This is a genomic window from Marivibrio halodurans, assembly GCF_017963645.1.
GTDB classification, from domain to species: domain Bacteria; phylum Pseudomonadota; class Alphaproteobacteria; order UBA8366; family Aestuariispiraceae; genus Marivibrio; species Marivibrio halodurans.
On sequence record NZ_JAGMWN010000002.1, the window covers coordinates 138,508 to 162,587 of the forward strand.

19 protein-coding genes and 1 pseudogene are annotated in these 24,080 nt (G+C 68.3%); 13 read left to right on the forward strand and 7 right to left on the reverse strand.

Features of this window, described 5'->3' with window-relative positions; all coding sequences use genetic code 11:
- Positions 1 to 106: 106 nt before the first annotated feature.
- Entirely contained in the window at positions 107 to 1,792 is a 1,686-nt protein-coding gene (locus KAJ83_RS05160) for a thiamine pyrophosphate-binding protein (protein ID WP_210680963.1), read from the reverse strand.
- Between the two features lie 260 nt (positions 1,793 to 2,052).
- Here KAJ83_RS05160 and KAJ83_RS05165 point away from each other — a divergent pair, with 260 nt between their 5' ends.
- The gene (locus KAJ83_RS05165) at positions 2,053 to 3,006 is read left to right on the forward strand and encodes a helix-turn-helix domain-containing protein (protein WP_210680964.1); all 954 of its coding nucleotides are present in this window, start codon (positions 2,053 to 2,055) and stop codon (positions 3,004 to 3,006) included.
- 93 nt (positions 3,007 to 3,099) lie between these two features.
- On the opposite strand, the gene KAJ83_RS05170 is transcribed toward KAJ83_RS05165, so the two are convergent.
- A complete protein-coding gene (locus KAJ83_RS05170) occupies positions 3,100 to 4,503 on the reverse strand; it encodes a c-type cytochrome (protein ID WP_210680965.1) in 1,404 nt (467 codons plus the stop codon).
- Positions 4,504 to 4,577: 74 nt separating this feature from the next.
- Positions 4,578 to 5,171: a formate dehydrogenase FDH3 subunit beta gene (gene fdh3B, locus KAJ83_RS05175; RefSeq protein ID WP_210680966.1), complete on the reverse strand. Its 594-nt coding sequence runs from the start codon at positions 5,169 to 5,171 to the stop codon at positions 4,578 to 4,580.
- Between the two features lie 487 nt (positions 5,172 to 5,658).
- On the opposite strand from fdh3B, the gene KAJ83_RS05180 reads away from it, so the two are divergent.
- Together KAJ83_RS05180 and KAJ83_RS05185 are read left to right on the forward strand one after the other, a co-directional pair.
- Positions 5,659 to 6,021: a DUF6505 family protein gene (locus KAJ83_RS05180; RefSeq protein ID WP_210680967.1), complete on the forward strand. Its 363-nt coding sequence runs from the start codon at positions 5,659 to 5,661 to the stop codon at positions 6,019 to 6,021.
- Between the two features lie 40 nt (positions 6,022 to 6,061).
- A complete protein-coding gene (locus KAJ83_RS05185; protein ID WP_246484258.1) occupies positions 6,062 to 7,087 on the forward strand; it encodes a DUF6352 family protein in 1,026 nt (341 codons plus the stop codon).
- Between the two features lie 4 nt (positions 7,088 to 7,091).
- On the opposite strand, the gene ubiG is transcribed toward KAJ83_RS05185, so the two are convergent.
- Entirely contained in the window at positions 7,092 to 7,850 is a 759-nt protein-coding gene (ubiG, locus tag KAJ83_RS05190; RefSeq protein ID WP_210680968.1) for a bifunctional 2-polyprenyl-6-hydroxyphenol methylase/3-demethylubiquinol 3-O-methyltransferase UbiG, read from the reverse strand.
- Between the two features lie 117 nt (positions 7,851 to 7,967).
- Between ubiG and KAJ83_RS05195 the strand changes: the two genes are divergently transcribed.
- Both KAJ83_RS05195 and ptsP read left to right on the forward strand, forming a co-directional pair.
- Positions 7,968 to 9,191 (forward strand): aspartate kinase, encoded by a 1,224-nt coding sequence (locus KAJ83_RS05195; protein WP_210680969.1) that lies wholly within the window; start codon positions 7,968 to 7,970, stop codon positions 9,189 to 9,191.
- 136 nt (positions 9,192 to 9,327) lie between these two features.
- Positions 9,328 to 11,598, forward strand: a complete 2,271-nt coding sequence (ptsP, locus tag KAJ83_RS05200; protein ID WP_210680970.1) for a phosphoenolpyruvate--protein phosphotransferase — start codon at positions 9,328 to 9,330, stop codon at positions 11,596 to 11,598.
- A 76-nt stretch (positions 11,599 to 11,674) separates the two neighbouring features.
- Here the strand turns inward: ptsP and KAJ83_RS05205 are convergent, their stop codons facing one another.
- A complete protein-coding gene (locus tag KAJ83_RS05205; RefSeq protein WP_210680971.1) occupies positions 11,675 to 11,929 on the reverse strand; it encodes a hypothetical protein in 255 nt (84 codons plus the stop codon).
- 163 nt (positions 11,930 to 12,092) lie between these two features.
- Here KAJ83_RS05205 and KAJ83_RS05210 point away from each other — a divergent pair, with 163 nt between their 5' ends.
- The 7 genes and pseudogenes from KAJ83_RS05210 to KAJ83_RS05235 all read left to right on the forward strand — a co-directional run bounded on the left by KAJ83_RS05210 (position 12,093) and on the right by KAJ83_RS05235 (position 19,911).
- Positions 12,093 to 13,823 carry a helix-turn-helix domain-containing protein gene (locus tag KAJ83_RS05210; protein ID WP_210680972.1) on the forward strand — a complete coding sequence of 577 codons (1,731 nt, stop codon included), beginning with the start codon at positions 12,093 to 12,095 and terminating at the stop codon, positions 13,821 to 13,823.
- Positions 13,824 to 14,063: 240 nt separating this feature from the next.
- Positions 14,064 to 15,218, forward strand: a complete 1,155-nt coding sequence (ispG, locus tag KAJ83_RS05215; RefSeq protein WP_210680973.1) for a flavodoxin-dependent (E)-4-hydroxy-3-methylbut-2-enyl-diphosphate synthase — start codon at positions 14,064 to 14,066, stop codon at positions 15,216 to 15,218.
- A gap of 34 nt (positions 15,219 to 15,252) precedes the next feature.
- The gene (gene hemA / locus KAJ83_RS05220; RefSeq protein ID WP_210680974.1) at positions 15,253 to 16,617 is read left to right on the forward strand and encodes a glutamyl-tRNA reductase; all 1,365 of its coding nucleotides are present in this window, start codon (positions 15,253 to 15,255) and stop codon (positions 16,615 to 16,617) included.
- Entirely contained in the window at positions 16,614 to 17,696 is a 1,083-nt protein-coding gene (gene prfA, locus KAJ83_RS05225; protein ID WP_210680975.1) for a peptide chain release factor 1, read from the forward strand. The genes hemA and prfA overlap by 4 nt, the downstream gene beginning before the upstream one ends.
- Positions 17,689 to 18,591 (forward strand): peptide chain release factor N(5)-glutamine methyltransferase, encoded by a 903-nt coding sequence (gene prmC / locus KAJ83_RS05230; protein WP_210680976.1) that lies wholly within the window; start codon positions 17,689 to 17,691, stop codon positions 18,589 to 18,591. Before prfA ends, prmC begins: the two co-directional genes overlap by 8 nt.
- A gap of 426 nt (positions 18,592 to 19,017) precedes the next feature.
- Positions 19,018 to 19,248: pseudogene (locus tag KAJ83_RS19230) on the forward strand (DUF4167 domain-containing protein); the annotation flags it as partial.
- An 18-nt stretch (positions 19,249 to 19,266) separates the two neighbouring features.
- Complete coding sequence (locus KAJ83_RS05235) at positions 19,267 to 19,911, forward strand: hypothetical protein (protein WP_246484302.1); 645 nt, start codon at positions 19,267 to 19,269, stop codon at positions 19,909 to 19,911.
- A gap of 77 nt (positions 19,912 to 19,988) precedes the next feature.
- On the opposite strand, the gene KAJ83_RS05240 is transcribed toward KAJ83_RS05235, so the two are convergent.
- Positions 19,989 to 20,744, reverse strand: coding sequence for an MOSC domain-containing protein (locus KAJ83_RS05240; protein WP_210680978.1), 756 nt, complete (start codon positions 20,742 to 20,744; stop codon positions 19,989 to 19,991).
- Between the two features lie 189 nt (positions 20,745 to 20,933).
- Here KAJ83_RS05240 and KAJ83_RS05245 point away from each other — a divergent pair, with 189 nt between their 5' ends.
- Complete coding sequence (locus tag KAJ83_RS05245; RefSeq protein ID WP_210680979.1) at positions 20,934 to 21,341, forward strand: hypothetical protein; 408 nt, start codon at positions 20,934 to 20,936, stop codon at positions 21,339 to 21,341.
- On the opposite strand, the gene clpB is transcribed toward KAJ83_RS05245, so the two are convergent.
- The gene (gene clpB, locus KAJ83_RS05250) at positions 21,338 to 23,956 is read right to left on the reverse strand and encodes an ATP-dependent chaperone ClpB (RefSeq protein ID WP_210680980.1); all 2,619 of its coding nucleotides are present in this window, start codon (positions 23,954 to 23,956) and stop codon (positions 21,338 to 21,340) included. The genes KAJ83_RS05245 and clpB overlap by 4 nt on opposite strands.
- Between the last annotated feature and the right edge of the window lie 124 nt (positions 23,957 to 24,080).

Below are 24,080 nucleotides of genomic sequence, written 5' to 3' on the forward strand. Positions count from 1 at the left end.
GCAACAAGCTAGGGTCGGACGACACTATCCGCCCGCGTCCGCGACCGCGAGGGCATGGGGTGCTCTCCGGCGCTCACAATGGCGTCATCGCGTCGGGAGGAAGGGGCTATCGCGCCTTAAGCGATGCCTCCCGGATCTGGCTGAGCGATTGGGTCGGGGTCAGCGCCTCCGGGTCGACGACGAGGTGAAGGAGCGCGGGGCGACCCGACGCGGCCGCCTCCATCGCGCGCTCGAAGGCGGGGGCGAAGGCTTCCGTCGTCTCCACCCGTTCGCCATGGGCGCCGTGGGCCGCGCCGAGGGCCGCGAAATCCGGGTTGCGCAGCGCCGTGCCGCTTACCCGCGTGGGGTAGGCGCGTTCCTGGTGCATGCGGATCGTGCCGTACATGCCGTTGTCGATCACGATCACGATGATGCCGAGACCGTGCTGCGCGGCGGTCGCCAGTTCCTGCCCATTCATCAGGAAACAGCCGTCGCCCGCGAAGGCGACGACTGTCCGCTCCGGATGCAGCATCTTCGCCGCGACCGCCGCCGGCGTGCCGTACCCCATGGAGCCCGAGGTCGGCGCCAATTGCGTGCGCCAGCCACGATAGGGGAAGAAACGATGGACCCAGGCCGCGTAATTGCCCGCCCCGTTGCACAGGATCGCATCCTCCGGCAGGCGTTCGGCCAGCCACTGCACGATTTCGGGCAGTTGCAGCGGACCGGGGACCGCGACGGGCTCGATGAACGCCTCGTATGCCGCCCGCGCGTCGGCGCGACGCCCGGCCCAGGGGACGGGCGCCGTGGGCGGCGTCAGGGTCGCCAACGCCTCCGCGAAGGGTTCCATGCCGGTCGCGATGGCGAGATCCGCGTCATAGACCCGGTTCAATTCGTTCGCGTCCGGATGGGCGTGGATCAACATTTGCGCCGGGCGCGGCGGGGCCGGCAGGCTGTAGCCGCCCGTCGTCATCTCCCCCAGGCGCGCGCCGGCGACCAGCAGCAGGTCCGCCTCGCGAATCCGGGCGGCGAGCGCGGGGTCTATCCCGATACCGACATGGCCGGCATAGCAGGGGTGGCGGTTGTCGAGATAATCCTGACAACGGAAAGACGCGCCGACCGGCAGGTCCCAGGCTTCCGCGAAGCGGCGCAACCGGTCGAGCGCGTCGGCGTTCCACGTCGCGCCGCCGACGATCATCATCGGCCGTTCGGCGGCGGAGAGCCGCGCGCGCAGATCGGCCATCGCCGCCGCGCCGGGATGCGCCTGGATGGGGCTGTAGCGTTCCAGCCCGCCGGGGGCTTCGGCCCGTTCGCGCAGCATATCCTCAGGCAGGGCCAGCACGACCGGCCCCGGCCGCCCGGATGTCGCGGTATGGAAGGCGCGGTTCAGATATTCCGGAATGCGATCGGCGCTGTCGATCTGCGCCACCCATTTGGCGAGCGGCGCGTACATCGCGCGGTAATCCACCTCCTGAAACGCCTCGCGGTCGGTCTGGTCGCGCGCGACCTGCCCGATCAACAGGATCATGGGGGACGAATCCTGAAAGGCGATATGAACGCCGGCGGCGGCGTTCGTGGCGCCCGGCCCGCGCGTCACCATGGCGATGCCCGGCCGTCCCGTCAGCTTGCCATGGGCATCGGCCATCATGGCGGCGCCACCTTCCTGCCGACAGGTGACGAAGCGGATGTTCGTATCCACCAGCGCGTCGAGCAGCGCCAGATAACTTTCCCCCGGCACGCCGAAGGCCGTTTCGACCCCGTGCAGTTCGAGGTGCCGCGCCAGGATCTCGCCGCCCGTTTTCTCAGCCCCGTTCACCGTTCCGTCAGCCTTCTCGTTGCGTCGCGACCGGCCCCGGGCCTCCGGATGCCGCGCGGCATCCTATGCCGGTGCGCGCGGGTGAGAAAGCGGCCTCGCATGGAGGTTTACCGTAAAATCCGATTTTTCGCCTTTCATGCCCCGGAACGCATCCCGGACGTACCCCGAACGCGACATAGTCGGTTAAGATCGCGTCTTCGCAAGAGGGGAAGGGTAGCACCGGGTCCTCGGCGCGTCGCAGGGGGGCGGACGGCGTCGGCATGACGAGTGTGAAAAACGATTTCCAGGGCCGCTTCGCGCGGGCCGTGTTGTTTCGCGCGGCTCACGGTGAACCGCCGCGCATCCTGCCGTATTTCCGGATGGTCATGCGGGTCGCGGGCGCGCCCGTGCGGTTTCGCCTCGGCGGGGGCATGGCGGGCGGGGATATGGTGGATCTAGGCGCCGACGAGGTGCTTCTTATCGACCCCTGGACACCGCACGCCCGGGACCCGTTGGCGGAGAACACGGCCGCGACGCTCCTCGTCCTGGAGATGGAGCCGAGTTGGGCGGGCGCGCCGCCGGCCCTTCCGGTCACGGAGGCGCCAGCGCGCGTCGCGCGCGAGGTTCTGGCGCCGCTCGGCCCCGAAACACGCTCGGCGCGCGACGCGCTCGTGCGGTCCATGCGACGGGACGCGAACCGAATACCCGGCCTTTCTCGCTCGCCGGCGGATGCTTGGGCGGTGGAGGAGCCGCTGTGCGCGCTTGTTAATTCCATTCTGGCGCGGTGTCTCGATCCGGTGGAAGGCGGTGCCAGATCCCTGCCCGCCGGGGTGCGGCCGATCGACCATCGCATCTGGCGGGCGATCGAATTGATGCGCCGGACCATCTGCAAGGAGCCGGGGGTGGACGCGATCGCGGTCGCCGCTGGATTGTCGCGCTCCCGTTTCTTCGAGCAATTTCGGGCCTGTTGCGGCGTCACGCCCCGCTTCTACGCCGATATGCTGATGATCGAGGAGGCGGCTCGTCGCCTGACCGAGGGGGAAGGCTCGATCGCCGAGATTTCCGATGCGCTCGGCTTCAGCGCGCAGAGTCATTTCACGCGATTCTTCCGGCATAAGACGGGGGCTTCGCCCAGCCTGTTCCGGCGCGCGACGCGCGGCTATTCGACTCGGGCGCGCCTGTCCCTCGTCGCCTCCGGCGTCGATGGTGGGGCGGATCGGCTGGCCGGGGCCTGACCGGGACTGGCCAAGGGTCTGGCCAAGGGGTTGGCCAAGGGACTGGCAGGACGCGCGTGTCTCGCGGGCGCGCGCCGGTTGCCGCGCGGCGGTTCAGTCGGCCTGCGATTCCCCCTCCTTCCGCGCGGGTTGCGACGCGTCCTCGGTCGCGTGCTTCAGGAAGGTCATCAGATCGGCGCGGGCCTGGGCATCCGGCATGCGCTGGATCGGCATCTTGGTTCCCGGCAACATGACGTCGGGTCCTTCGGCGAAGAGTTGGGAGACCGTCTCCGGCGTCCAGACGAAATCGGCCGCGCGCAGCGCGTCGGAATAGGTATAGCCCCGCAGCCCGCCGACACGCCGGCCGAATATCCCGTCGAGCGTTGGGCCGGAACGGGGCGGCGCCTCGGCGTCCAGGCTGTGACAGACGGCGCATTTGCGGAATTGGAAACTGCCGCGCTCGACCGGGTCGTCGCTGTCGGCGAGGTCCCGGCTCACCCGCTCGATCGGCTGGAAGGGCGTGGCCGTGCCCTCGACGGGGCTGCCGTCCGACGCCTTGAAGGCGCGCGTCACGCGATCGATGCCGGAGGCATAGACGGTCGCCCCGTCCGGCGTGAAGGCGATCGACCAGACCGCGCGGTAATGTTCCAGCGGAACGTCCACCGCCGGTACTTCGCTTTCTCCCGTCCCGACATCGGTCAGATGCCAAAGGAACAGATGGCCGTCCGTTCCGCCGGTGGCCAGCATATGGCCGTCCGGCGAGGCCGCGACCGTCAGCATCGCGCCGTCATGCGCCGGCACCTCGCGCAGGTTCTCCCCGCTCTCCATATCCCAAAGGCGCAGGGCGCCGTCGGCCGACGCGGTCGCGGCGCGGCGTCCGTCGGCCAGCAGGGCGATATCGTTGATCGGGAACCCGACCGTGGCGAAGGTCCCCGCCGGCGCGTCGTTCCCACCGATCGGCCAATGGCGGATGGTACCGTCATAGCCGACGGAGATCAGGGTGCCGCCGTCGGGCGTGAAGCGGACCGCGTTGACCGGCCCCTCATGGCCTTCAAGTACCGCGCGTTCGACCCCGCCCGCCGCGTCCCACACCCGTATCGTCCGGTCCCAGGAGGCGGTCGCGATCAATCCACCGTCGGGCGAGACGGCGACATCCACCACCTTTCGTTCATGGCCGGAAAGGACAGCCCGTTCCGTGGCGGTATCGAGCGACCAGATCCGCGCGGTGCCGTCGTCGCTGACCGTGACCGCGCGCCCTTCCGGCAGGAAGGCGGCCGCGTTGACCGCGGCGTCATGGCCATAGAGGCGGGCCCGCTGCGTTCCCTCCGGCAATGTCCAAAGGATCGCCACGTCATCGAAGCCGCTGGTTATGGCACGGGCGCCGTCCGGGGCGATGGCGATATCGCGCACTGGCGCCCCATGTCCGATCAGATCGCCCGCCCCGGCCGTGCCCGGCGATAGAAGCGGAAGCGGGAGCAGGCAGAGAACCCGCGAAATCCACCCGGCACGGGCGGCCAAGACCCGAAAAAACGCCTTCATGCCGTTCGACCCGGTTCCCGATTATGCCCTGCGTTCAATACCACCCGGTTTCATCAAGACCCGGATTTCTCGTAGGCGGACCCCCACCCCCAGGCGCCGGAGCCGAAGCCGCGCGCCACGACGCGCTCGCGGTAGATGTCGGAGATCATGTCCCCGTCGCCCGCCAGCAACGCCTTGGTCGAGCACATCTCCGCGCACAGCGGAAGCTTGCCCTCGGCCAGACGGTTGCGCCCGTACTTCTGGAACTCCGCCTGGGAGTGGTTCTCCTCCGGGCCGCCCGAGCAGAAGGTGCATTTGTCCATCTTGCCCCGGCTGCCGAAATTGCCCGCCTGCGGATATTGCGGCGCCCCGAACGGACAGGCGTAGAAGCAGTAGCCGCACCCGATGCACAGATCCTTCGAGTGAAGAACGACCCCTTCCTCCGTCTGGTAGAAGCAATCCACCGGACACACCGCCATGCACGGCGCGTCCGAGCAATGCATGCACGCGACCGAGATCGACCGCTCCCCAGGCTCCCCGTCGTTGATCGTCACGACACGACGGCGGTTGATCCCCCAGGGTACCTCATGCTCGTTCTTGCACGCCGTAACGCACGCGTTGCACTCAATGCACCGCTCCGCGTCGCACAGGAACTTCATTCGTGCCATTGGTCTCGTCTCCTCGCCTCGGCCCGCCCGGCCCGCCCAGCGGGGGGGGGGGTATCCCGTGACCGCCTTCGTCCGAGGAAGGGCGGCCGACCGTCGGTTCAACCTGATGGTGGGACGGCGTTCCCATGCGCTTCGCCGTGATCGCGGTGCCGCTCGATCGCGGTCAATGCCGGTCTGCGCGGGTCCTCTCCGCGCGGCGCGCATGGGGTGGCGGTCATCAAGACGATCCCACCTCCCTAAATCCGGTTCGGCTGGTCAAGCTTCGTCCGAACCGGTTATCCGGGCGCCGTTCCGCGTCTGTCGCGCGGTTTTCCTCGTTGTCGGCCGGTCGTCGGCCTGGCGCCTCGTCAACTCGCGGCGTAGCGTGCGATGGTTGCAAGCGGGCCGCTTATTGGTCCTACCAATTGAGTATCGCGCTCATCGCGAACGGTGTCTAGGGTATGTCGCGAGGGTCGGTGATATCCCGGCTTGGCGACGGGAGCGGAGGATGGCCTCGAACGCGGCGAAGCAAGGCGCGGACGACGCGCCGGGGTGCCGGATCACGCGGCTGCCCCGGGTGATCCGGCTCGACCGGTCGGACGCGCGGATTTTCGATCCCCCCGCCGCGCCGGGGGAGATCGCGGTCACCGGCGCCTTCGCCTTCGCCGATGTGCGGGTCGACGCGCTCAAGGGCCGGGATCTGATCGCCTTCGGGCAGGGCTTCCTTGGCCTCGTCAGTTTCGGGCGCGCGACATTCGTCCAGGTGGCGCGCGTGGAACCGGGGGAGGTGGAGGCGTCGACCCTGGCGCTTGGTGCCGGACGACGATGCCGGCTGAGGCGGCGCGGGGCGAGGCGGCCGGACAAGGGATAAGGGACGCGGCCGAACCGCGCCCGAACAGCGAGGAGCGGCCATGAACGCCACCATCATTCCCGATTTCTGGGTCACCGCCGGTCACGGTCTATTGCGCCGCGGAGAGGACGGCCGGCACACCGTCACGGACGCCTTCCTGCGGGCCTATTTCGAGCGGCCGGAGATTCGGCCCCAGCCGGAAAGCGGCCCGGCCGAACGCGCGCTGCACCAAAGCCTGCTGGACGACCCCCGCCGCCCGGTGGGCGCGGGCGATATCGCGCGGATCGAGGATTCGGATGGGCGGGAGAATTATCGCATCCTGTTGCCCTTCCGCGATCTGCTGGTCGAGGCGGGGAGTCTGGAGGCGGCCTATCGCCGGTTGGTGACCGAGAGCCCCTTTCCACTGCCGCAACTCTTCCTCGACCAGATCGTGCACGCCATCCTGCGCGGGATCCTGGACGGGACCGACAACCCGTTGCAGGCGCGCGCCGGCGAGATATTCTTCCGTCCGCAGCGGATCACCGTCCAGGACGGCCAAATCCTGGCCGGCGACGCGGAGACGGTGGAACGGCTATCGACCACCGGCGGCTTCGGCGATATCGGGCGCATGCTGAAGGAGAGCAACGCACCGATGAACGCGGTCGACATGGACGTCCTGTCGGAGGAGCACGGCGCCGACTATTGGGCGCGGTCCGACCGCTTCGACATGGTGCTGGACCTGACCTTCGCGCGGCCGGGTCTCGATGCCCTGTGCCGGGTGATGGAAAAATGGATCGCGCATTTCCTGGCGTTGGAGACCCGGATTCATCCGGTGCAGTCGATCAGCGACGAGCGTTGGGTCTGGCACAGCGGCCTCGACACGGAATCGAGCGCGCTGCTCAACGCCCTCTATCGCGGCGAGCCGGTGGCGGAGGCGCGCCAGGGCCGGCTCCTCTCCCTCTTCCGCATGGAGATCAAGGACGAGGCGTCGGTGATCGCGCGCGTGCGCGGCCGGCCGGTCTATCTCGGGCTCGCCATGTCGGCGGATAACACTGTTCGCATGAAACCGCAGAACCTGCTGGTCAATCTGCCCGTCGAGGGGGCGTGAGACGCTACCGCCTGACCGCGAAGGCCAGGTAGTTGACGGCCAGATCGCGCGCGTCGAGGCGGAAGGCGTCCTTTACCGGGTCGTAGGTCAACCCTTTCAGGTCGCTCAGCGTCAGCCCGCCCGCGCGCAGCATCGCCGCCAGTTCGGAAGGCTTCACGAACTTGCGCCAGTCATGCGTGCCGCGCGGCAGCCAGCGCATGACATATTCCGCCGCCACGACGCCGAGCAGGAAGCCCTTCGGCGAACGGTTGAGGGTGGAAAGCCCCATCGCGCCGCCCGGCCGGACCATGGAGGCGCAGGTGCGGATGAAGGCGGCCGGGTCGTTCACATGCTCCACCACCTCCAGCGCGAGGACGGCGTCGAAGCGTTCCCCGGCCGCCGCCAGCGCCTCCGCCGTGTCATGGCGGTAGTCGATCGCGAGGCCGGTTTCCTCGGCATGAAGGCGGGCGACGGCGATCGATTCCTCCGTCGCGTCGAGGCCGACCACGTCCGCCCCCATCCGTGCCAGCGGTTCCGTCACCAGGCCGCCGCCGCAGCCGACATCGAGAATCCGCAGACCCGAGAGCGGCGTCAGGCTCCCCGGATCGCGGCCGAAACGTGTCACCAGATGATCGCGCAGGAACGTAAGGCGGAGCGGGTTCAGCCTATGCAGCGGGCGGAAGTCCCCCTCCGGGTCCCACCATTGGCGGGCGATGCGGGCGAACTTCTCCACCTCGCCCGCGTCGATCGATCCGGCGGCCGCTGCCTGTCCCCGAATGGGCATCGATTCGTCCTTGAAGCTTCTATTGCGCGTCAACCACTGCTTGAGTATGGATACGCCGCGCCGTGTGGACAAGCCGCGCCGGCGCCTTCACCTCAAGACCGACGGACGGCGGACCCGATGGCGCGCATCGTGATGAAATTCGGCGGAACATCGGTCGCCGACCTGGACCGGATCGCCAACGCGGCCGGACGCGTCAAACGCGCGGTGGAGGCGGGTGACGAGGTCGCCGTCGTGGTTTCCGCCATGGCCGGCGTCACCAACCAACTCGTCGGCTATGTCGATAAGACCAGCCGGGTCTATGACGCGCGTGAATATGACGCGGTCGTCGCTTCCGGAGAGCAGGTGACCGCGGGCTTGATGGCCCTGCGGCTGCAGGAGCTGGGCGTCGCCGCGCGCAGTTGGCACGGCTGGCAGATTCCGATCCGCACCAACGAGGTGCACGGCAAGGCCCGGATCGAGGAAATCGGCACCGACAATCTCGATCCCCGCCTGAAAAGCGGCGAGGTCGCCGTCATCGCCGGCTTCCAGGGAGTGAGCCCGCGCGGGCGCATCACCACGCTGGGCCGCGGCGGGTCGGATACCACGGCGGTCGCGCTCGCCGCCGCGCTGAAGGCGGATCGCTGCGACATCTATACCGACGTGGACGGTGTCTATACGACCGATCCCCGCATCGTCGCCAAGGCGCGCAAGCTGGAGCGGATCAGTCACGAGGAAATGCTCGAGATGGCCTCGCTGGGCGCCAAGGTGCTACAGACGCGCTCGGTCGAACTTGCTATGAATCACGGGGTGCGCTTGCAGGTGCTGAGTTCCTTCGAGGACAAGCCCGGTACCCTGGTCGTGGATGAGGAAGAGATCGTGGAACAGCAGGTCGTGAGCGGCATCGCCTATTCCCGGGACGAAGCCAAGATCACCCTCGTCAAGGTGGCGGACAAGCCGGGCGTCGCGGCCTCGATCTTCGGGCCCCTGGCCGATGCGGCGGTCAATGTGGACATGATCGTCCAGTCCGTCTCCAGCGACGGCCAGCGCACGGACATGACCTTCACCGTGGCGAAGACCGATCTGGATCGGGCGGTCAAGACGCTGGAGGAGAATCGCGCGGCGATCGAATATGAACAGCTCATCGCCGATCCTGACGTGGTGAAGATCTCCGTTATCGGCGTCGGCATGCGCAGCCATGCGGGCGTCGCCCAGACGATGTTCCGCACGTTGGCGGAGAAGGGCATCAATATCCAGGTGATCTCGACCTCCGAGATCAAGATTTCGACGCTTGTCGGCGAGGAATATACCGAACTCGCCATCCGTGCCCTGCACAGCGCCTACGGCCTCGACACCGCCGCCTAGCGGCGACGCGCGGTTCCGGGTCGTCTCCGGCCCGGGTTTCGGACGATGGGAGCGGGGCGCGACGTGATCGTGCGCGGCGGCGCGCCGGCCGGTATCCGAAGCGATGCGCCGCCTTTTCGGGAGATGGAGTGAGGCCATGGGCGTCACCGCGAAATGGGCCGGATCGCGCCTGCTGCTGCGGCGGCTGCGCGATGTCATGGCCGGCGGTGGCAGCGCCCAGGAACGGCTCGACCGCATCGTCCGGCTGATCGCCAGCGACATGGTGGCGGAGGTCTGTTCGATCTATGTCCGCCGCGCGGGCGACGTGTTGGAACTCTTCGCGACCGAAGGGCTGAAGGCCGAGGCGGTGCACCATACCCGCCTGCGCGTGGGCGAGGGCATCGTCGGCGAGATCGCGGCCTATAGCCGGGCCACCGCGCTGGCGGACGCGCAGAATCACCCCAATTTCGCCTATCGCCCCGAGACGGGAGAGGAAATCTACAGCTCGCTGATGGGCGTGCCGATCCTGCGCGGCGGCCGCGTGCTCGGCGTGCTCGTGGTGCAGAATCGCACCAGCCGCACCTACACCGACGAGGAGGTGGAGGTGATGGAGACGATCGCGATGGTGATCGCGGAACTGATCGTCTCCGGCGGGGTCGTGCGGCGCAAGGAGCAGACGCCCGCCGACGGCATCGCCATCGCGCCCCTGCGCATGGAGGCGGTGAAGCTCAATGCCGGTCTCGCCATGGGGCGCGCGGTGCTGCACCGGCCCTATGTGCCGGTCGGGCGGTTGGTGGCCGAGGACGAGACGCAGGAGCAGGACCGCCTGTCCGAGGCGCTGGCGGCCATGCACAAGTCGCTGGACGACATGGTCGATCAGGCGGATAGCGCCGGGTCCGGCGACCATGTCGATATCCTCAAGACCTACCGGATGATCGCCCAGGACCGGGGCTGGATCAAACGCATCCGGGAGGCGATCTCCACCGGTCTGACGGCCGAGGGCGCGGTTGTACGCGTACAGGACGATACCCGCACCCGCATGAAGAATGTGCAGGACAATTATCTGCGCGAACGGCTGCTCGATCTGGAGGATCTGGCCTATCGCCTGTTGCAGCACCTGGCGGGTGGCGACGCCGCCGGGACCGGTGGTGCCCTGCCGGAGAACGCGATCCTGGTGGCGCGCAACATGGGGCCGGCGGAGTTGCTGGACTATGACAGTTCCCGTCTGCGCGGGCTGGTCTTGGAAGAGGGGTCCGCGACCAGCCATGTCGCGATCGTGGCCCGCGCGCTGGATATCCCCGTTCTCGGCCGGGTCAAGGGCATCGTGGACCGGGTGGAGGCGCAGGATCATCTGATCGTGGACGCCAATAATGGCGTCTGCTTCGTTCGGCCGGGGGAGGATTTCCGGGCAGCCTTCGCGCTCTCCATGCGGACCTTCGAGGAGAAACGGGAAGCCCATCGCCGCGCCCGCGACCTGCCGAGCGTGACGCGCGACGGAGTCGCGGTCGACCTCATGATGAACGCCGGCCTCTTGATCGACATGCCGCATCTGCATGAAAGCGGCGCGGCGGGCATCGGGCTCTATCGCACCGAGGTTCCCTTCATGGTGCGCAACGATTTTCCGGACGTCGAGGCGCAGATCGATATCTATGCCCGTATCCTCGATCAGGCGGAAGGCAAGGAGGTGGTCTTCCGCACGCTCGATATCGGGGGCGACAAGGTGCTGCCCTATTTCGAGGCGGCGGAGGAGGAGAACCCCGCCATGGGCTGGCGCGCGATCCGCATCGCGATGGATCAGCCGGGCCTCTTGCGCACCCAGTTGCGCGCCATGATCCGGGCGGCCGGCGCGCGTCCGCTGACGGTGATGTTTCCGATGGTGGCGGAACTCTCCGAATTCGAATATGCCCGCCGCCTGTTGATGAAGGAGGTGCGGCGCTGCGCCGATCGTGGCCATCCGACGCCCGCGATGCTCAAGGTCGGCGCGATGCTGGAGGTCCCCTCGCTCGCTTTCCAGATCGAGGCGCTTTCGGGCCGGGCGGACTTCCTGTCGATCGGCTCCAACGATCTGCTGCAATTCCTGTTCGCTTCCGACCGGGGAAATCCAAGGCTGGATGGACGCTACGACCCGCTCTCGCCGCCGGCGTTGGGGTTCCTCAAGCATGTGATCGAGGCTTGCCGGCGCGCCGGTATTCCGCTCTCCGTTTGCGGCGAGATGGCGGGCGATCCGTTGCAGGCGATGACGTTGATCGGCCTCGGCATCCGCCGGTTGTCCATGGCGCCGGCTTCGGTCGGGCCGGTGCGCTCGATGGTGCGGTCGCTCGATGCCGCGACGACTAGTAGTTTCACGGAGAGCCTGCTCGAGGCACGTGGCCACAGCCTGCGCGCGCGCTTGGCGGGATTCGCGCGGGACCACGGGGTGTCGCTTTAGGCTCCGCCGCCGGGGCGGTCGCGATGGTCGGGGCGCATGCGGGCATACGGGTCCGGTTTCGGTCCAGGCTTCTCGATCACTTGATATAACCTTTTATGAATGAAGGAATATTCTTGTTGAACCGGCGGGCCGCCGGGGCGCGGATGGTTTCGCGGCGCGTGCCGGCCCGTGCGCCACGAACCGACCGCGACATCATGCCGGAAGGGGCGCGTATCGACATTCCGGTTTCCCGCAATGCGCCGGACCACGGCGGTTTCGTGCGTGTTTTTCGTGAGAAGACGCGGAGAATCATATCCATATCGGGCATTGCGTTTCCGTCGCCCTGCTTCATAATGCCCGTGAATCGTTGGTGTTTTGGGGCATCGGCAAGGAGCCCGTCGCGACATGGACGATCCCCGAGGGAGGGGGCGCGCCGGGTTCGTGAAAATGGTGGCCGCTAAGGATTTAGGGCTGCCGACCGGCCCCTGTTTCTTCGATAACCCAATCGGATAGTCATGGCGCGCATGCCGCACGAGACGATACAGCAGGACTCGACCCAGGACGCCGAGCGCTCCCGCCCCAAGGTCGGTGAGGTGCTGCGCAGCCGCCGCCTTTCACGCGATGAGGGGCTTCGGGAGGTCGCGCAGAAATTGCGCATCCGATACCCCTATCTGGAGGCGATCGAGGAAGGACGGCTCAGCGAGTTGCCGGGGCCGACCTATGCGATCGGCTTCGTGCGGGCCTATGCCGATTATCTGGGCCTGACCACGGAGGATGTGGTCGCCCGGTTCAAGGCGGAAAGCCGGCAATTGGAAAGCCGCTCGGAACTGGTCTTTCCCGAACCGCTTCCGGGCAGTCGCGTGCCGGGCTTCGCGCTCCTGCTGGTGGCGATCATGCTCGGTGGCATGGTCTATGGGGGATGGCTCTATGTCTCCGGCCAGGATCGTCCGATCGCGGAGATCATTCCCGCCGTGCCCGAACGGCTGGCCGCCCTGATCAACGACGTCTCGGGGCAGATTTCTGATGTGCCCGCACCGCCGCCCGGGACCGAAACCCCGGCGGAGGACGGGACGGCACCCGCCGATAGCGCGCCGGATGCCGGCACGGGCGCCGATGTCCGAATGGACGCGGAGACCGGGGCCGGTGCCTCCTCCGGCGCGGGCGGCAATGAATCATGGCCCGGCGCCCAGCCCCAGGCGGACCAAATGGCGGGTCAGACGGGGGAGACGACCTCCGAGTCGGCGCCGGCCTCCGGGGCGGAGGACGCGGCGCGGCCGACGACGGGGGGGGCGGTCGACGGAAGCGGGACCGCCGCGCCGCAAGCCGGAACGGGCGAAACCGAAACGACGCGCGCCGACGGGCCCCAGCCCGGCACGACGGAAGGCGTGGCCGCCGACGATGCGGAGGCGCCCGCCTCCGGTCAGGTCGCGACGGGACAGGCGCCGGCCGCCGAGGCCGCCGCCACCGGCGAGTCGACAGTGGCGCAATCGACGGCACCACAACCGACAACACCACAACCGACGATCCGGAGTGGGCAGGAAAACGCGACGGCCGCCGCCAACGGCGAGGCTGCCTCGACGGCGGAGAGCGGCGCGCCGGACGGCCCGGCCCCCCGCACCGCCGCGGAGGCGGAGGAGAATGTCGCGGCTATCGCCGAGGTGACGAGCGAACCTCTCGACCCGCCCGCGTCCGCCTCCAACCAGCCCACCTCGAACCAGCCTGCCGGCACGGCCCCCGATCCCGGTGCGCCGGCCTCGGGCGGTGTTCCGGCAGGCAACACGCCGACACAAGTCACGTCGACACAAGGCACGCCATCCCAAGACGGTGTGCCCCAGCAGGGCGGGGCCTCCCAAGGCGGGACGACGGAAACCGCTTCGGCCGAATTACCGGCCGTGCCGGAGAATGACAGCGCGGGCGATCAGATCGCGCCCGCCGCCGGGTCTGGTGGCCAGGTCTATGGCGCCGCCCCGGATCAATCGCGCGTGACCCTCACCGCGCGCGTCGCTTCCTGGGTCGAGGTCAGCGGCCCGGCCGGTCAGACGCTGATGGCGCGCCTGCTGCGCGCGGGCGAGACCTATCGCGTGCCGGACGAGGCGGGAGTAACATTGGTCACCGGCAATGCCGGCGGGCTGGAGATCCTGGTGGACGGGGAGCGCGCGCCGGATATCGGGCCGCTCGGCGCGGTGCGGCGCAATGTGGTGCTCGACCCGGCGAAGTTGAAGGCGGGGGTCGCCGTCGGCGGTTAGGTGCCGGGTATCGGCCCGATCCGCATCATGCGCGGGAAAGCGTTACGCCACGGCTTGATTTCCGCCGGCTCGACCCGCATTTTCAGGATATGGAGAGTCCCCCGGTGACTGGCGCTGGCCGGTACGGAAACGGGGTGTAACCCCTGGAACAACCTGGGCTGGGAACAACCCGGGCCGGGGACAAGCGCGGGACGGGCGAGCCCGGCCGAGGCCGCGCCCGAGGAAGATCGAGCACGGACGATGAGCGTCAGGCCCTATCGCGATATCTATCGCCGCCCTTCGCGCCGGATCATGGTGGGCGAGGTGCCGGTCGGCGGGGACGCGCCGGTCACCGTTCAGACCATGACCAACACGCTGACCGCCGACGCGGCGGCTACGATCGCCCAGATCCGGCGTTGCGAGATCGCGGGCGCGGACATCGTGCGCGTCTCCTGCCCCGACGCGGAATCGACCGAGGCGCTGCGCCATATCGTGCCCGAGGTGACGGTCCCGATCGTCGCCGATATCCATTTCCATTATAAGCGCGCGATCGAGGCGGCGGAGGCCGGGGCGGCCTGCCTGCGCATCAATCCGGGCAATATCGGCAGCGCCGAGCGCGTGCGCGAGGTGGTGCGCGCGGCCAAGGATTACGGCTGCTCCATGCGCATCGGCGTCAATGCCGGCTCGCTGGAGAAGCATCTGCTGGAGAAATACGGCGAGCCCTGCCCCGAGGCGATGGTGGAGAGCGCACTGGAACATGCCCGTATCCTGGAGGATAACGACTTCCGGGAGTTCAAGATTTCGGTCAAGGCATCGGACGTCTTCCTGGCGGCGGCGGCCTATCAGCAATTGGCGGAGGCGTGCGACTATCCGCTTCACCTGGGCGTGACCGAGGCGGGTGGCCTGCGCGCCGGGACGATCAAATCCTCGCTCGGCATCGGGTCGCTGCTCTGGGCGGGTATCGGGGACACGCTGCGCGTCTCTCTCTCGGCGGAGCCGGAGGAGGAGGTCCGCGTCGGCTTCGATATCCTGAAGTCGCTCAATCTGCGCCATCGCGGCGTCAATGTGATCTCCTGCCCCTCCTGCGCGCGCCAGCAGTTCGACGTGATCGAGACGGTGAAGGTGCTGGAGGACCGGTTGAGCCATATCACCACGCCGATGACGGTCTCGGTGATCGGATGCGTGGTGAACGGCCCGGGCGAGGCGCGGGAGACCGATATCGGCTTCACCGGTGGCGGCAAGGGCACGCATCAGGTCTATATCGCCGGGCAGCCGGCCCATCGGCTCAAGGACCGGGATATCGTCGATCATCTGGTCGAACTGGTCGAGGCGAAGGCGGCCGAGATCGAGGCCGAGAAAGCGGCCGCCGAGGAGACCGGCGGTCCCAAGACCCAGGCCGCCGACGCCGCCGAATAGCTCTTCAACACCCGGCCGAAGGACCGAAACGCCCGTGACGGATCACGCTTCCGTCGATCGGCCGGCGGATGCGCGGCCTTATATCGTCGGCGCGAATCATCGCACCGCGGACGGGCGGCTGCGCGAGGCGTTGTTCGTCGAGGAGGCGCGGCTGGAGGAGACCTATGCCGCGATCGGCGCGGCGGGGCTCGCCCCGGCGGCGTTGCTCTCCACCTGCGACCGGGTGGAACTGCACGGCATGGCCGCCGATCCGGAAGCGGCGGCCGCGCGGGCGGAAGCCTTCCTGGCGGACCGGGCGGGCGTTCCGCCCCATCGTTTGGACGGCGCGGTCTATCGGCTCTATGACGCGGATGCGGTCGGGCATCTCTATCGGGTGGCCTCGGCGCTCGACAGTCACATGGTGGGCGAGGCGCAGATCCTGGGGCAGCTCAAGGCCGCGGCCGCGCGCGCGGCCGCGGCCGGCACGATGTCGGTCGAACTCGACCGGCTTTATCAATCCGCCTTTCAATTGGCGAAGCGCGTGCGCAGCCAGACCCGGATCGGGGAGGGCGCGGTCTCCGTGGCGGCGGCCGCGGTGCGGATCGCGGGCGATCTACATGGCGACCTGAGCGACCGGCGCGGGCTTCTGATCGGACTCGGCGATGTCGCGGACGTGATGTTGGAGCAGTTCGAGCGTGCCGGCCTGACCCGGTTCGACATGACCGGCCCGTCGCGCCGGACCGAACGGGTGGCGGGCCGTGCCGGCCGGAACTTCGTGCCCTTCGACCGGCTGGCCGAGGCCATCGGCGAAAGCGACGTGGTGGTGACGGCCGGGGGCCTCGGCCGATATCTGGTGACGCCGGAGGTGCTGGAGGCGGCGCTGGACCGTCGGCGGCGCCGGCCGATCCTGCTGCTCGATTGCGGTGTGCCGCGCGATGTGGAGCCGGCCTGCGACCGGATCGAGGAGGCGTTCCTCTATAGCCTCGCCGATATCGAGCGGTTGGCCGAGCGCGGCCAACTCGACCGCCGGGCGGAGGCCGAGGAGGCGGGTCGCATGGCGGAGGCCGCGGTAATCGAATGGCGCCGCCACCAGGCGGAACAGGAAGGGATTCCGGCACTGATCGCGCTGCGCGAGCATTTCGAGACGGCGCGGGCCGACGTCCTCTCCCGCCATCCGCGCGCCGACGCGGAGGAGGCGACGCGGCTGTTGATGAATCGACTGCTGCACCGGCCAAGCGAGGCGCTGCGCGCCATCGCGGCCGAGGGGGGCGCGGCCGACCTGCGCGACATGGTGACCGTCAATCGCGTCCTGGCGCGCCTGTTCGGCGTGGGCGGCGCGGCGGAGGCCGGTGCGGCGGAAAGCGGCGTGGTGGCGGATCAAACCGGACGGGACGATCAGGAGGTGAAGGACCGCGAATGAGTTGGACCGATAATCTGGAACGGGTCCTGGCGCGCCATCGGGAGCTTTCCGATACCATGGCGCGGGGCGATCTGGGCGCCGACGCGTTCCGAAAATATTCGAAGGAATATGCCGACCTCTCCCCTCTGGTGGAGAAGGCGGAGGCCTTCAAGGCCGCGAGGGCCGAACGCGCGGACCTTGCCGGCATGGCCGAGGATGCGAGCGCCGACGCGGAGATGCGCGCGCTGGCGCGCGAGGAATTGGAGACGCTCGACGAACGCCTGCCGGAGATCGAGCACGAGTTGAAACTGCTCCTGCTGCCGAAGGACGAGGCCGACGATCGCAGCGCCATCCTGGAAATCCGCGCCGGGACCGGCGGTGACGAGGCGGCGCTCTTCGCGGGCGATCTGTTCCGGATGTATCAGCGCTACGCCCAGATCCGGGGCTGGCGCCTCGACGTGGTGGAGGCGAGCGAGAACGAGATCGGCGGCTATTCCCAGATCATCGCCGAGGTGTCGGGCGATGGCGCCTATGGCGCGCTCAAGTATGAATCGGGCGTCCATCGCGTCCAGCGCGTGCCGGAGACGGAATCCGGCGGCCGCATCCACACCTCCGCCGCGACGGTGGCCGTGCTGCCGGAGGCGCAGGAGGTCGATATCGACATCGACGAGGGCGATCTGCGCGTCGATACCTATCGCAGCCAGGGTGCCGGCGGTCAGCATGTGAACACCACCGACAGCGCGATTCGCATCACCCACATCCCGACCGGCGTCGTCGTCACCTGCCAGGACGAAAAGTCGCAGCATAAGAACCGGGCGAAGGCGATGCGGGTCCTTCGTGCGCGCCTGTTCGACGCCGAGCGCGAACGTCAGATGAGCGAGCGGGCGGAGGCCCGCAAGACCCAGGTTGGCTCCGGCGACCGGTCGGAACGCATCCGCACCTACAATTTCCCGCAAGGCCGCGTCACCGACCATCGCATCAACCTGACGCTCTACAAGCTGGATAAGGTGATCGCCGGCGAGGCGCTGGGCGAGGTGATCGACGCCCTGGTGCTGGAGGATCGCGCGGCCCGGCTCGCCGTGATCGCCGAGGATGGCTGAGACGACCCCGCCTAAAACCCTGGGGGCGCTGCTGACCGCGGCCACGGCCCGCCTTGCCGAAGCGGGGGTGGAGACGCCGGCGCGCGATGCGCGTCTGTTGCTGGCCGATGCCATGGCGGTTTCCCCGGCGGCGCTGATCGGGGCGGGGCGCGATCCGGTTTCGCCGACCGCCGCCGCGCGGTTCGAGGCTCATATCATCCGGCGCGCGGAGCGGGAGCCGGTATCCCGGATCCTGGGACGGCGGGGATTCTGGACGCTCGACCTTGCGGTCGATCCGGCGGTCCTCGATCCGCGCGCGGACAGCGAAACCTTGGTGGAGGCCGCGCTCGACGCCGCGCCGGACAGGGCGCGGGCTTGGCGGGTGCTCGACCTCGGTGTCGGCAGCGGGTGCCTATTGCTGGCCGTGCTGTCGGAGCGGCCGGCGGCGATCGGCCTCGGCATCGATCGCTCGGCGGCGGCGGCCGGAATCGCGCGGGCCAACGCGGCGGCGCTCGGCCTCGATGGCCGGGCATGGATCGCGGTCGGCGACTGGGCGGCGGCGGTGGCTGGGCCGATCGACCTGGTTTTGGCGAATCCACCCTATATCGCGCGCGGCGAGATCGCGGACCTCGCCCCGGAGGTCGCGGGACATGATCCCCGGCTCGCGCTCGATGGGGGGGCGGACGGTTTGGACGCCTATCGCGCGATTCTCGCGGGATTGCCGCGACTCCTCGCGCCGGACGGCCATGCGGTCTTCGAGGTCGGCGCGGGGCAATGGGCCGCGCTCGCCGATCTGGCCCTGGCGGCGGGTTTCGAGGCGACGGCCTGCCGGCGCGATTCGGCGGGGATCGCACGGGTTCTGAGTGTCCGTCGCATGGGCAAAAAACGGCTTGGAAAGAGCCAACGAACGGGCTAGGGTCATCCGCGCGTCGGGTACGATGTTGCGGCTGATGCGCGGGCTAATTGCCCCGCGTGCCGCGTGATCGGGGCGACGCTGGCGGACAATCCGGCGAATAGTAGGCCGCACAGGATGTGCGCGCGGTGCGATCCACGGGATCGCGTCCCGATACGCGCTCGCCCTAGGGAATGGCCATGCATGCCGCCCATAATGGGCGTGGCCGGGCACCAGCCGAGGCGACGACGAAAGGCTCCCCGCGTGTCGTGACGTGGGGGAGGCCGGACGGAAGCGCGGTCTTGACCGTGCGCGCCGCAGGCTCCCGCGCCGTCGGGTTGAGAGGGGCCGGACGAAAATCGGCCGGATCGGGGGGACCTATTCGGTCTCACGCATGAGGTCGCCGTCACGGGTCGCGGCCGTCCTTGATGGACGGGCGGGGGCCATTTCATGAATGACGGCGGGAATCGAACGAGGATCGGTGTGAGCAATCAGAATCAAAAGCGCGGCCGTCGTAACAATAACAACAATAATAATGGCGGCGGTGGTCGCCGTGGTGGCGGAAATCCGGCACGGCAGAATTATGATTCGAATGGGCCGGGTGTGCGTATTCGCGGCAACGCGACGCAGATCCAGGATAAGTATCTGCAATTGGCGCGCGATGCTCAGGGTTCCGGCGACCGGGTTCTGGCCGAGAATATGTTGCAGCATGCGGAGCATTACTACCGCATCCTGAACGCCGATTCCGGCGATCGGGGCGGCCGCTCCAACCAGCATCAAGGGCAACCCCAGATGCCGAATGCCGCCGAACTTACCCAGCGCGGCGATCAAGACGATGACGCGGGCAATCGGCGCGACGACGCCGATGGATCGCGCCGGGAGCAAGCGTCGGGACGCGATCAGGGCACCGACGGCCGGGACGACGGCGATACCGCCGAGGGCGATGGCGGCGGCCGTCCCGCGCGCGCGCAACGTGGTCGGGGCCGGGGGCGCCCGCGCCGCGAGGCGAGCGATGAGGGGGCGGGCGAATCCGGCCCGGTCGCCAAATCCGGGACCGACGCGACGAACGAGGACGGCACGGGCGCTGGCGGCGATTCACCCAAACAGGAAGCGGCCGACGCGACCGACACGGGAGGCACCGACGCGGGAGGCACCGAGGCCGGGGCGACAGAGGCGGCAGCGGCTGAAAGCGCGCCGCCCAAGCGTGGTCGCGGCCGCCCCCGCAAGAACCCGGATGCGCCCCCGCGTCGTCGTCGGACGCCGTCCCGGGATGCGGCCGATAATGCGGCCGACTCGGAGGAGCCGGACGATGCCGGCGTCCGCGCCATTCTCGGCGCGGACTGAACGACGCGCCGGCGCCCCGCCGGCGGCCATTTCCGGCGCTCGTTTCATGTTGTTCCGGTGACGGTCGGGGCGGTCGGTCAGGCGATGCGCGCGCTATCGCCCTTGGCGATCCGGCCGCCTCGAACGACGCGGGCATAGACGCCGCATTCGATATGACCGAAGCCCTTACGCAGGGTGAGCGGCAGGTTCATGTCGACCGCGCCGGTCGCGGGGTCGACATTGGTGGCGGCGCAGCGCTCGATCGGCTCGACGACCTCCAGCGCGGCCTCGCCGATCTCGATCACCTTGCCGACCCAGCCCGATTCGGTCCAGGCCGGCGCGCCGTCGATATAGAAATTGCCTCGGAAGCGCAGCGGATCGACCGGCGCGCGGGCGACGCGCTCGATATCGCGCACGCTCGCCAGATTGATCAACGAAACCCATGGGTCCGGTACGTCGGTGAATTGCTGGTCCGCCGGTGCCTCGACGATGCGCGGATTGCCGCGCGGTCCTTCCGGCAGGAAACCGGAGAGGAAGGTTTGCAGCAGCATTCGTCCGGTGACGTCGTCGAGCCGCCCACGGCTGACCTGCTTGCCCTTGCGGGTGATGGTCAGGGTGTTCGTCTCATCTTCGAAGGAGATGCCGAGTTGGCCGAGCTTCTCGTCCTTCGCCAACATCAGGAATTCCTGCTTCCGCGCCCATTCCGGGGCGGCGGGGTCGATCTTGCTGGCGGCGTGCGCGATCGCCCACCGGCGGTCGTTGGGCAGCGCGCGGCCGACCGCCAAGGCGACCTCCGACACATGGTCGGCGCTCAATCCCTTTACCGGATAGCGGCAGATATCGTCGACGCGCATCCCCATGCCTCCGTTTTAGCCACTCCCTTCGGTGTCGCCAAGGCCCGCGAGGATCTCACCGCGACCACGTGCAATGCGGGCGGAATGGTCGCGGCGTTTCAACTTGCTGTGATTGGGCGGCGCGCCTAGTTTCGCACGCGCGATCTTTCGTCCACCGTTTCCCCTTAGCGTGGTGTGATTTCAGACTAAATGGCTGATGCCTTTCCCTATGAGGTCTATGCGGTGCGGGCCGGTTCCTCCGCGCCGGTCTTCGCTCTCGTCTCGCCCGTTCGGGTGTTGCTGGTTCTTCTGGGGCGGGAAGCGCCGCCTCTCGGCACATCGATGGTGACCGCGCTCAAGGAGATCGATTGCTCTCCGCGCGACGTGCGCGACATCGTCCATGTCGGCGAGGCGCCGGAGGATGGCCCGCGCAGCGTCGCGGCCTTCGCCGATGCTTGGATACATCGCGTCACGGGAGAAAAGGACCTGCTGGCCGGCATCAGCGCCGTGCGTGACGAGGACGGGCGCCTTACCCTGCGCGTCACCACGCGCGGCGGGCGCCTGATCCTGCCCGCGCTGGACCAGGTGCCCGCCGGCGCGGCGGTGCGGTTGGATTAGGCCGCCTCGGCCTTCACCTGCGTGCCGTTGATGACGAGGCCGTCCGCGTCGGCGGTGACGCGGACCGTGTCGCCGTCCACGATCCCTCCTTCCAGGATCAGCGTGGCCAGCGGGTTCTGCAGGTGCTTCTGGATCACCCGCTTCAACGGCCGCGCGCCATAGACCGGGTCATAGCCGGTCGCGCCCAGCCAGTGCTTGGCCGCCTCGTCCACCTCCAGCCCGATCCGGCGGTCCGCCAGGAGCTTGGTGAGATGGCCGAGCTGGATATCGACGATCCCGGTCATGTTCTCCCGGCCGAGGCGGCGGAACAGCAGGATTTCGTCCAGCCGGTTGAGGAATTCCGGCCGGAAGGCGCCGCGCACGACGTTCATCACCTGCTGGCGCGCCTCCTCGACATCCTGGCCGTCCTCCTGGGCCGCCAGGAATTCCGCGCCCAGGTTCGAGGTCATGACGATCAGCACGTTGCGGAAATCGATCGTCCGGCCCTGGCCGTCCGTCAGGCGCCCCTCGTCCAGTACCTGGAGCAGGACGTTGAAGACATCCGGATGGGCCTTTTCCACCTCGTCGAACAGCACGACCTGATAGGGTCGGCGGCGCACGGCCTCGGTCAGGGCGCCGCCCTCGTCATAGCCGACATAGCCCGGGGGCGCGCCGATCAGGCGGCTGACCGAGTGTTTCTCCATGAATTCCGACATGTCGATGCGCACCATGGCGGTGTCGTCGTCGAACAGGAATTCGGCGAGCGCCTTGGTCAGTTCCGTCTTGCCGACGCCGGTCGGCCCCAGGAACAGGAAGCTGCCGATCGGCCGGTTCGGGTCCTGCAGGCCGGCCCGGCTGCGCCGCACGGCGTTGGCGACGGCCTTGATGGCCGCGTCCTGGCCGATCACCCGCTTGGCCAGCAGGCTTTCCATGCGGACCAGCTTCTCGCGCTCGCCTTCCAGCATCTTGTCGACCGGAATGCCGGTCCAGCGGCTGACGACGCTGGCGATATCCTGGTCGGTGACGGCTTCGTTCAGCATATGGCCCTGGCCCGCGTCCGCCTCGTCGTCGTCGCGTGCCTCGGCGGTGGCGAGCTTCTTCTCCAGATCGGGGATCACGCCATAGGCGAGCTCGCCCGCCCGGTCGAAACGCCCGTCGCGCTGCGCCTGGGCAAGCTCGACGCGTGCCGCGTCCAGTTTCTCCTTCAGTTCCTGGGCGGAATGCAGCTTCTCCTTCTCCGCCTGCCAGGCGGCGGTCATGTCGGCGCTTTGCTTCTCCAGCCCGGTCAGTTCCTCCTCCAGCTTCTCCAGCCGCTCGCGGGAACCCTTGTCGGTCTCCTTCTTGAGGGCCTCGCGCTCGATCTTGAGCTGGATGATCCGCCGGTCGAGTTCGTCGATCTCCTCCGGCTTGCTATCGACCTCCATGCGCAGGCGCGAGGCCGCCTCGTCCATCAGGTCGATCGCCTTATCCGGCAGGAACCGGTCGGTGATGTAGCGGTTGGAGAGCGTCGCGGCCGCAACCAGCGCCGAATCCTGGATGCGCACGCCGTGATGGACCTCGTATTTCTCCTTCAGACCACGCAGGATCGAAATGGTGTCGGCCACCGTCGGTTCCGCCACGAAGACGGACTGGAATCGCCGGGCCAGCGCCGCGTCCTTCTCGATATGCTTGCGGTATTCGTCGAGTGTCGTGGCGCCCAGACAGTGCAATTCGCCGCGCGCCAGCGCCGGTTTCAGCATGTTGGAGGCATCCATCGAGCCTTCCGCCGCGCCGGCGCCCACCAGCGTGTGCAATTCGTCGATGAACAGGATGATACCGCCCTCGTCGGCCGCGACCTCCTCCAGCACGGCCTTCAGCCGTTCCTCGAACTCGCCGCGGAACTTGGAGCCCGCGACCATCGCGGACAGGTCGAGCACCAGCAGTTTCTTATCGCGCAGCGCCTCCGGCACGTCGCCATTGACGATGCGCAGCGCCAGCCCCTCGACGATCGCGGTCTTGCCGACGCCGGGCTCGCCGATCAGCACGGGGTTGTTCTTCGTCCGGCGCGAAAGCACCTGGATCGACCGGCGGATTTCCTCGTCCCGCCCGATGACGGGGTCGAGCTTGCCGTCCCGCGCGGCCTGGGTCAGGTCGCGGGTGTATTTCTTGAGCGCGTCGAACTTGCCTTCCGCGTTCTGGCTATCGGCCGTGCGGCCCTTGCGCATGTCCTTGATGGCCTTGTTGAGGGCCTGCGGATTGACGCCCGCGTCGGCCAGCGTCTTGGCCGCCCCCGTTCCCGACGCCATGGCGAGCGCCAGCAGCATCATCTCGGCCGTCACGAAACTGTCGCCGTTGTTCTTGGCGAGGTCCTCCGCCTGGCTCAACAGCTTCGCCGTCGCGGTGTCGAGATGGAGCGAATTGGCCCCGCCACCCTGAACCTTGGGCTGCTTGACCAGATCCGTCTCGACGAGCGCCAGCGCGCGCTTCGGATCGCCGCCGGCGGCCCGGATGAGGGTCGCTGCCAGCCCTTCCTCGTCGTCGAGCAGGACCTTGAGCAGATGGTCGGGAACCAGCCGTTGGTGATCCGAATTGATCGCCAGCGTCTGGGCGGACTGGATGAAACCGCGACTGCGGTCGGTGAACTTCTCGAAATTCATGCCTGTCGATCCTCTTCGTTCGTCCCCCGCATCATGCAGCGAGACGTCCAAGAACCCGAATGCCACGGGCCGGACTTCCGGCCAGGAGACCCGCTTCGGCGGCGTCCCCGCATTCATCGTACCA

Coding starts and splice junctions, on each gene's coding strand:
- KAJ83_RS05165 (WP_210680964.1), top strand. CDS start 2,053: ATGACGAGTGTGAAAAACGATTTCCAGGGCCGCTTCGCGCGGGCCGTG.
- fdh3B (WP_210680966.1), bottom strand. CDS start 5,171: ATGGCACGAATGAAGTTCCTGTGCGACGCGGAGCGGTGCATTGAGTGC.
- KAJ83_RS05180 (WP_210680967.1), top strand. CDS start 5,659: ATGGCCTCGAACGCGGCGAAGCAAGGCGCGGACGACGCGCCGGGGTGC.
- KAJ83_RS05185 (WP_246484258.1), top strand. CDS start 6,062: ATGAACGCCACCATCATTCCCGATTTCTGGGTCACCGCCGGTCACGGT.
- ubiG (WP_210680968.1), bottom strand. CDS start 7,850: ATGCCCATTCGGGGACAGGCAGCGGCCGCCGGATCGATCGACGCGGGC.
- KAJ83_RS05195 (WP_210680969.1), top strand. CDS start 7,968: ATGGCGCGCATCGTGATGAAATTCGGCGGAACATCGGTCGCCGACCTG.
- ptsP (WP_210680970.1), top strand. CDS start 9,328: ATGGGCGTCACCGCGAAATGGGCCGGATCGCGCCTGCTGCTGCGGCGG.
- KAJ83_RS05205 (WP_210680971.1), bottom strand. CDS start 11,929: ATGAAGCAGGGCGACGGAAACGCAATGCCCGATATGGATATGATTCTC.
- KAJ83_RS05210 (WP_210680972.1), top strand. CDS start 12,093: ATGGCGCGCATGCCGCACGAGACGATACAGCAGGACTCGACCCAGGAC.
- ispG (WP_210680973.1), top strand. CDS start 14,064: ATGAGCGTCAGGCCCTATCGCGATATCTATCGCCGCCCTTCGCGCCGG.
- prfA (WP_210680975.1), top strand. CDS start 16,614: ATGAGTTGGACCGATAATCTGGAACGGGTCCTGGCGCGCCATCGGGAG.
- prmC (WP_210680976.1), top strand. CDS start 17,689: ATGGCTGAGACGACCCCGCCTAAAACCCTGGGGGCGCTGCTGACCGCG.
- KAJ83_RS05235 (WP_246484302.1), top strand. CDS start 19,267: ATGTTGCAGCATGCGGAGCATTACTACCGCATCCTGAACGCCGATTCC.
- KAJ83_RS05240 (WP_210680978.1), bottom strand. CDS start 20,744: ATGCGCGTCGACGATATCTGCCGCTATCCGGTAAAGGGATTGAGCGCC.
- KAJ83_RS05245 (WP_210680979.1), top strand. CDS start 20,934: ATGGCTGATGCCTTTCCCTATGAGGTCTATGCGGTGCGGGCCGGTTCC.
- clpB (WP_210680980.1), bottom strand. CDS start 23,956: ATGAATTTCGAGAAGTTCACCGACCGCAGTCGCGGTTTCATCCAGTCC.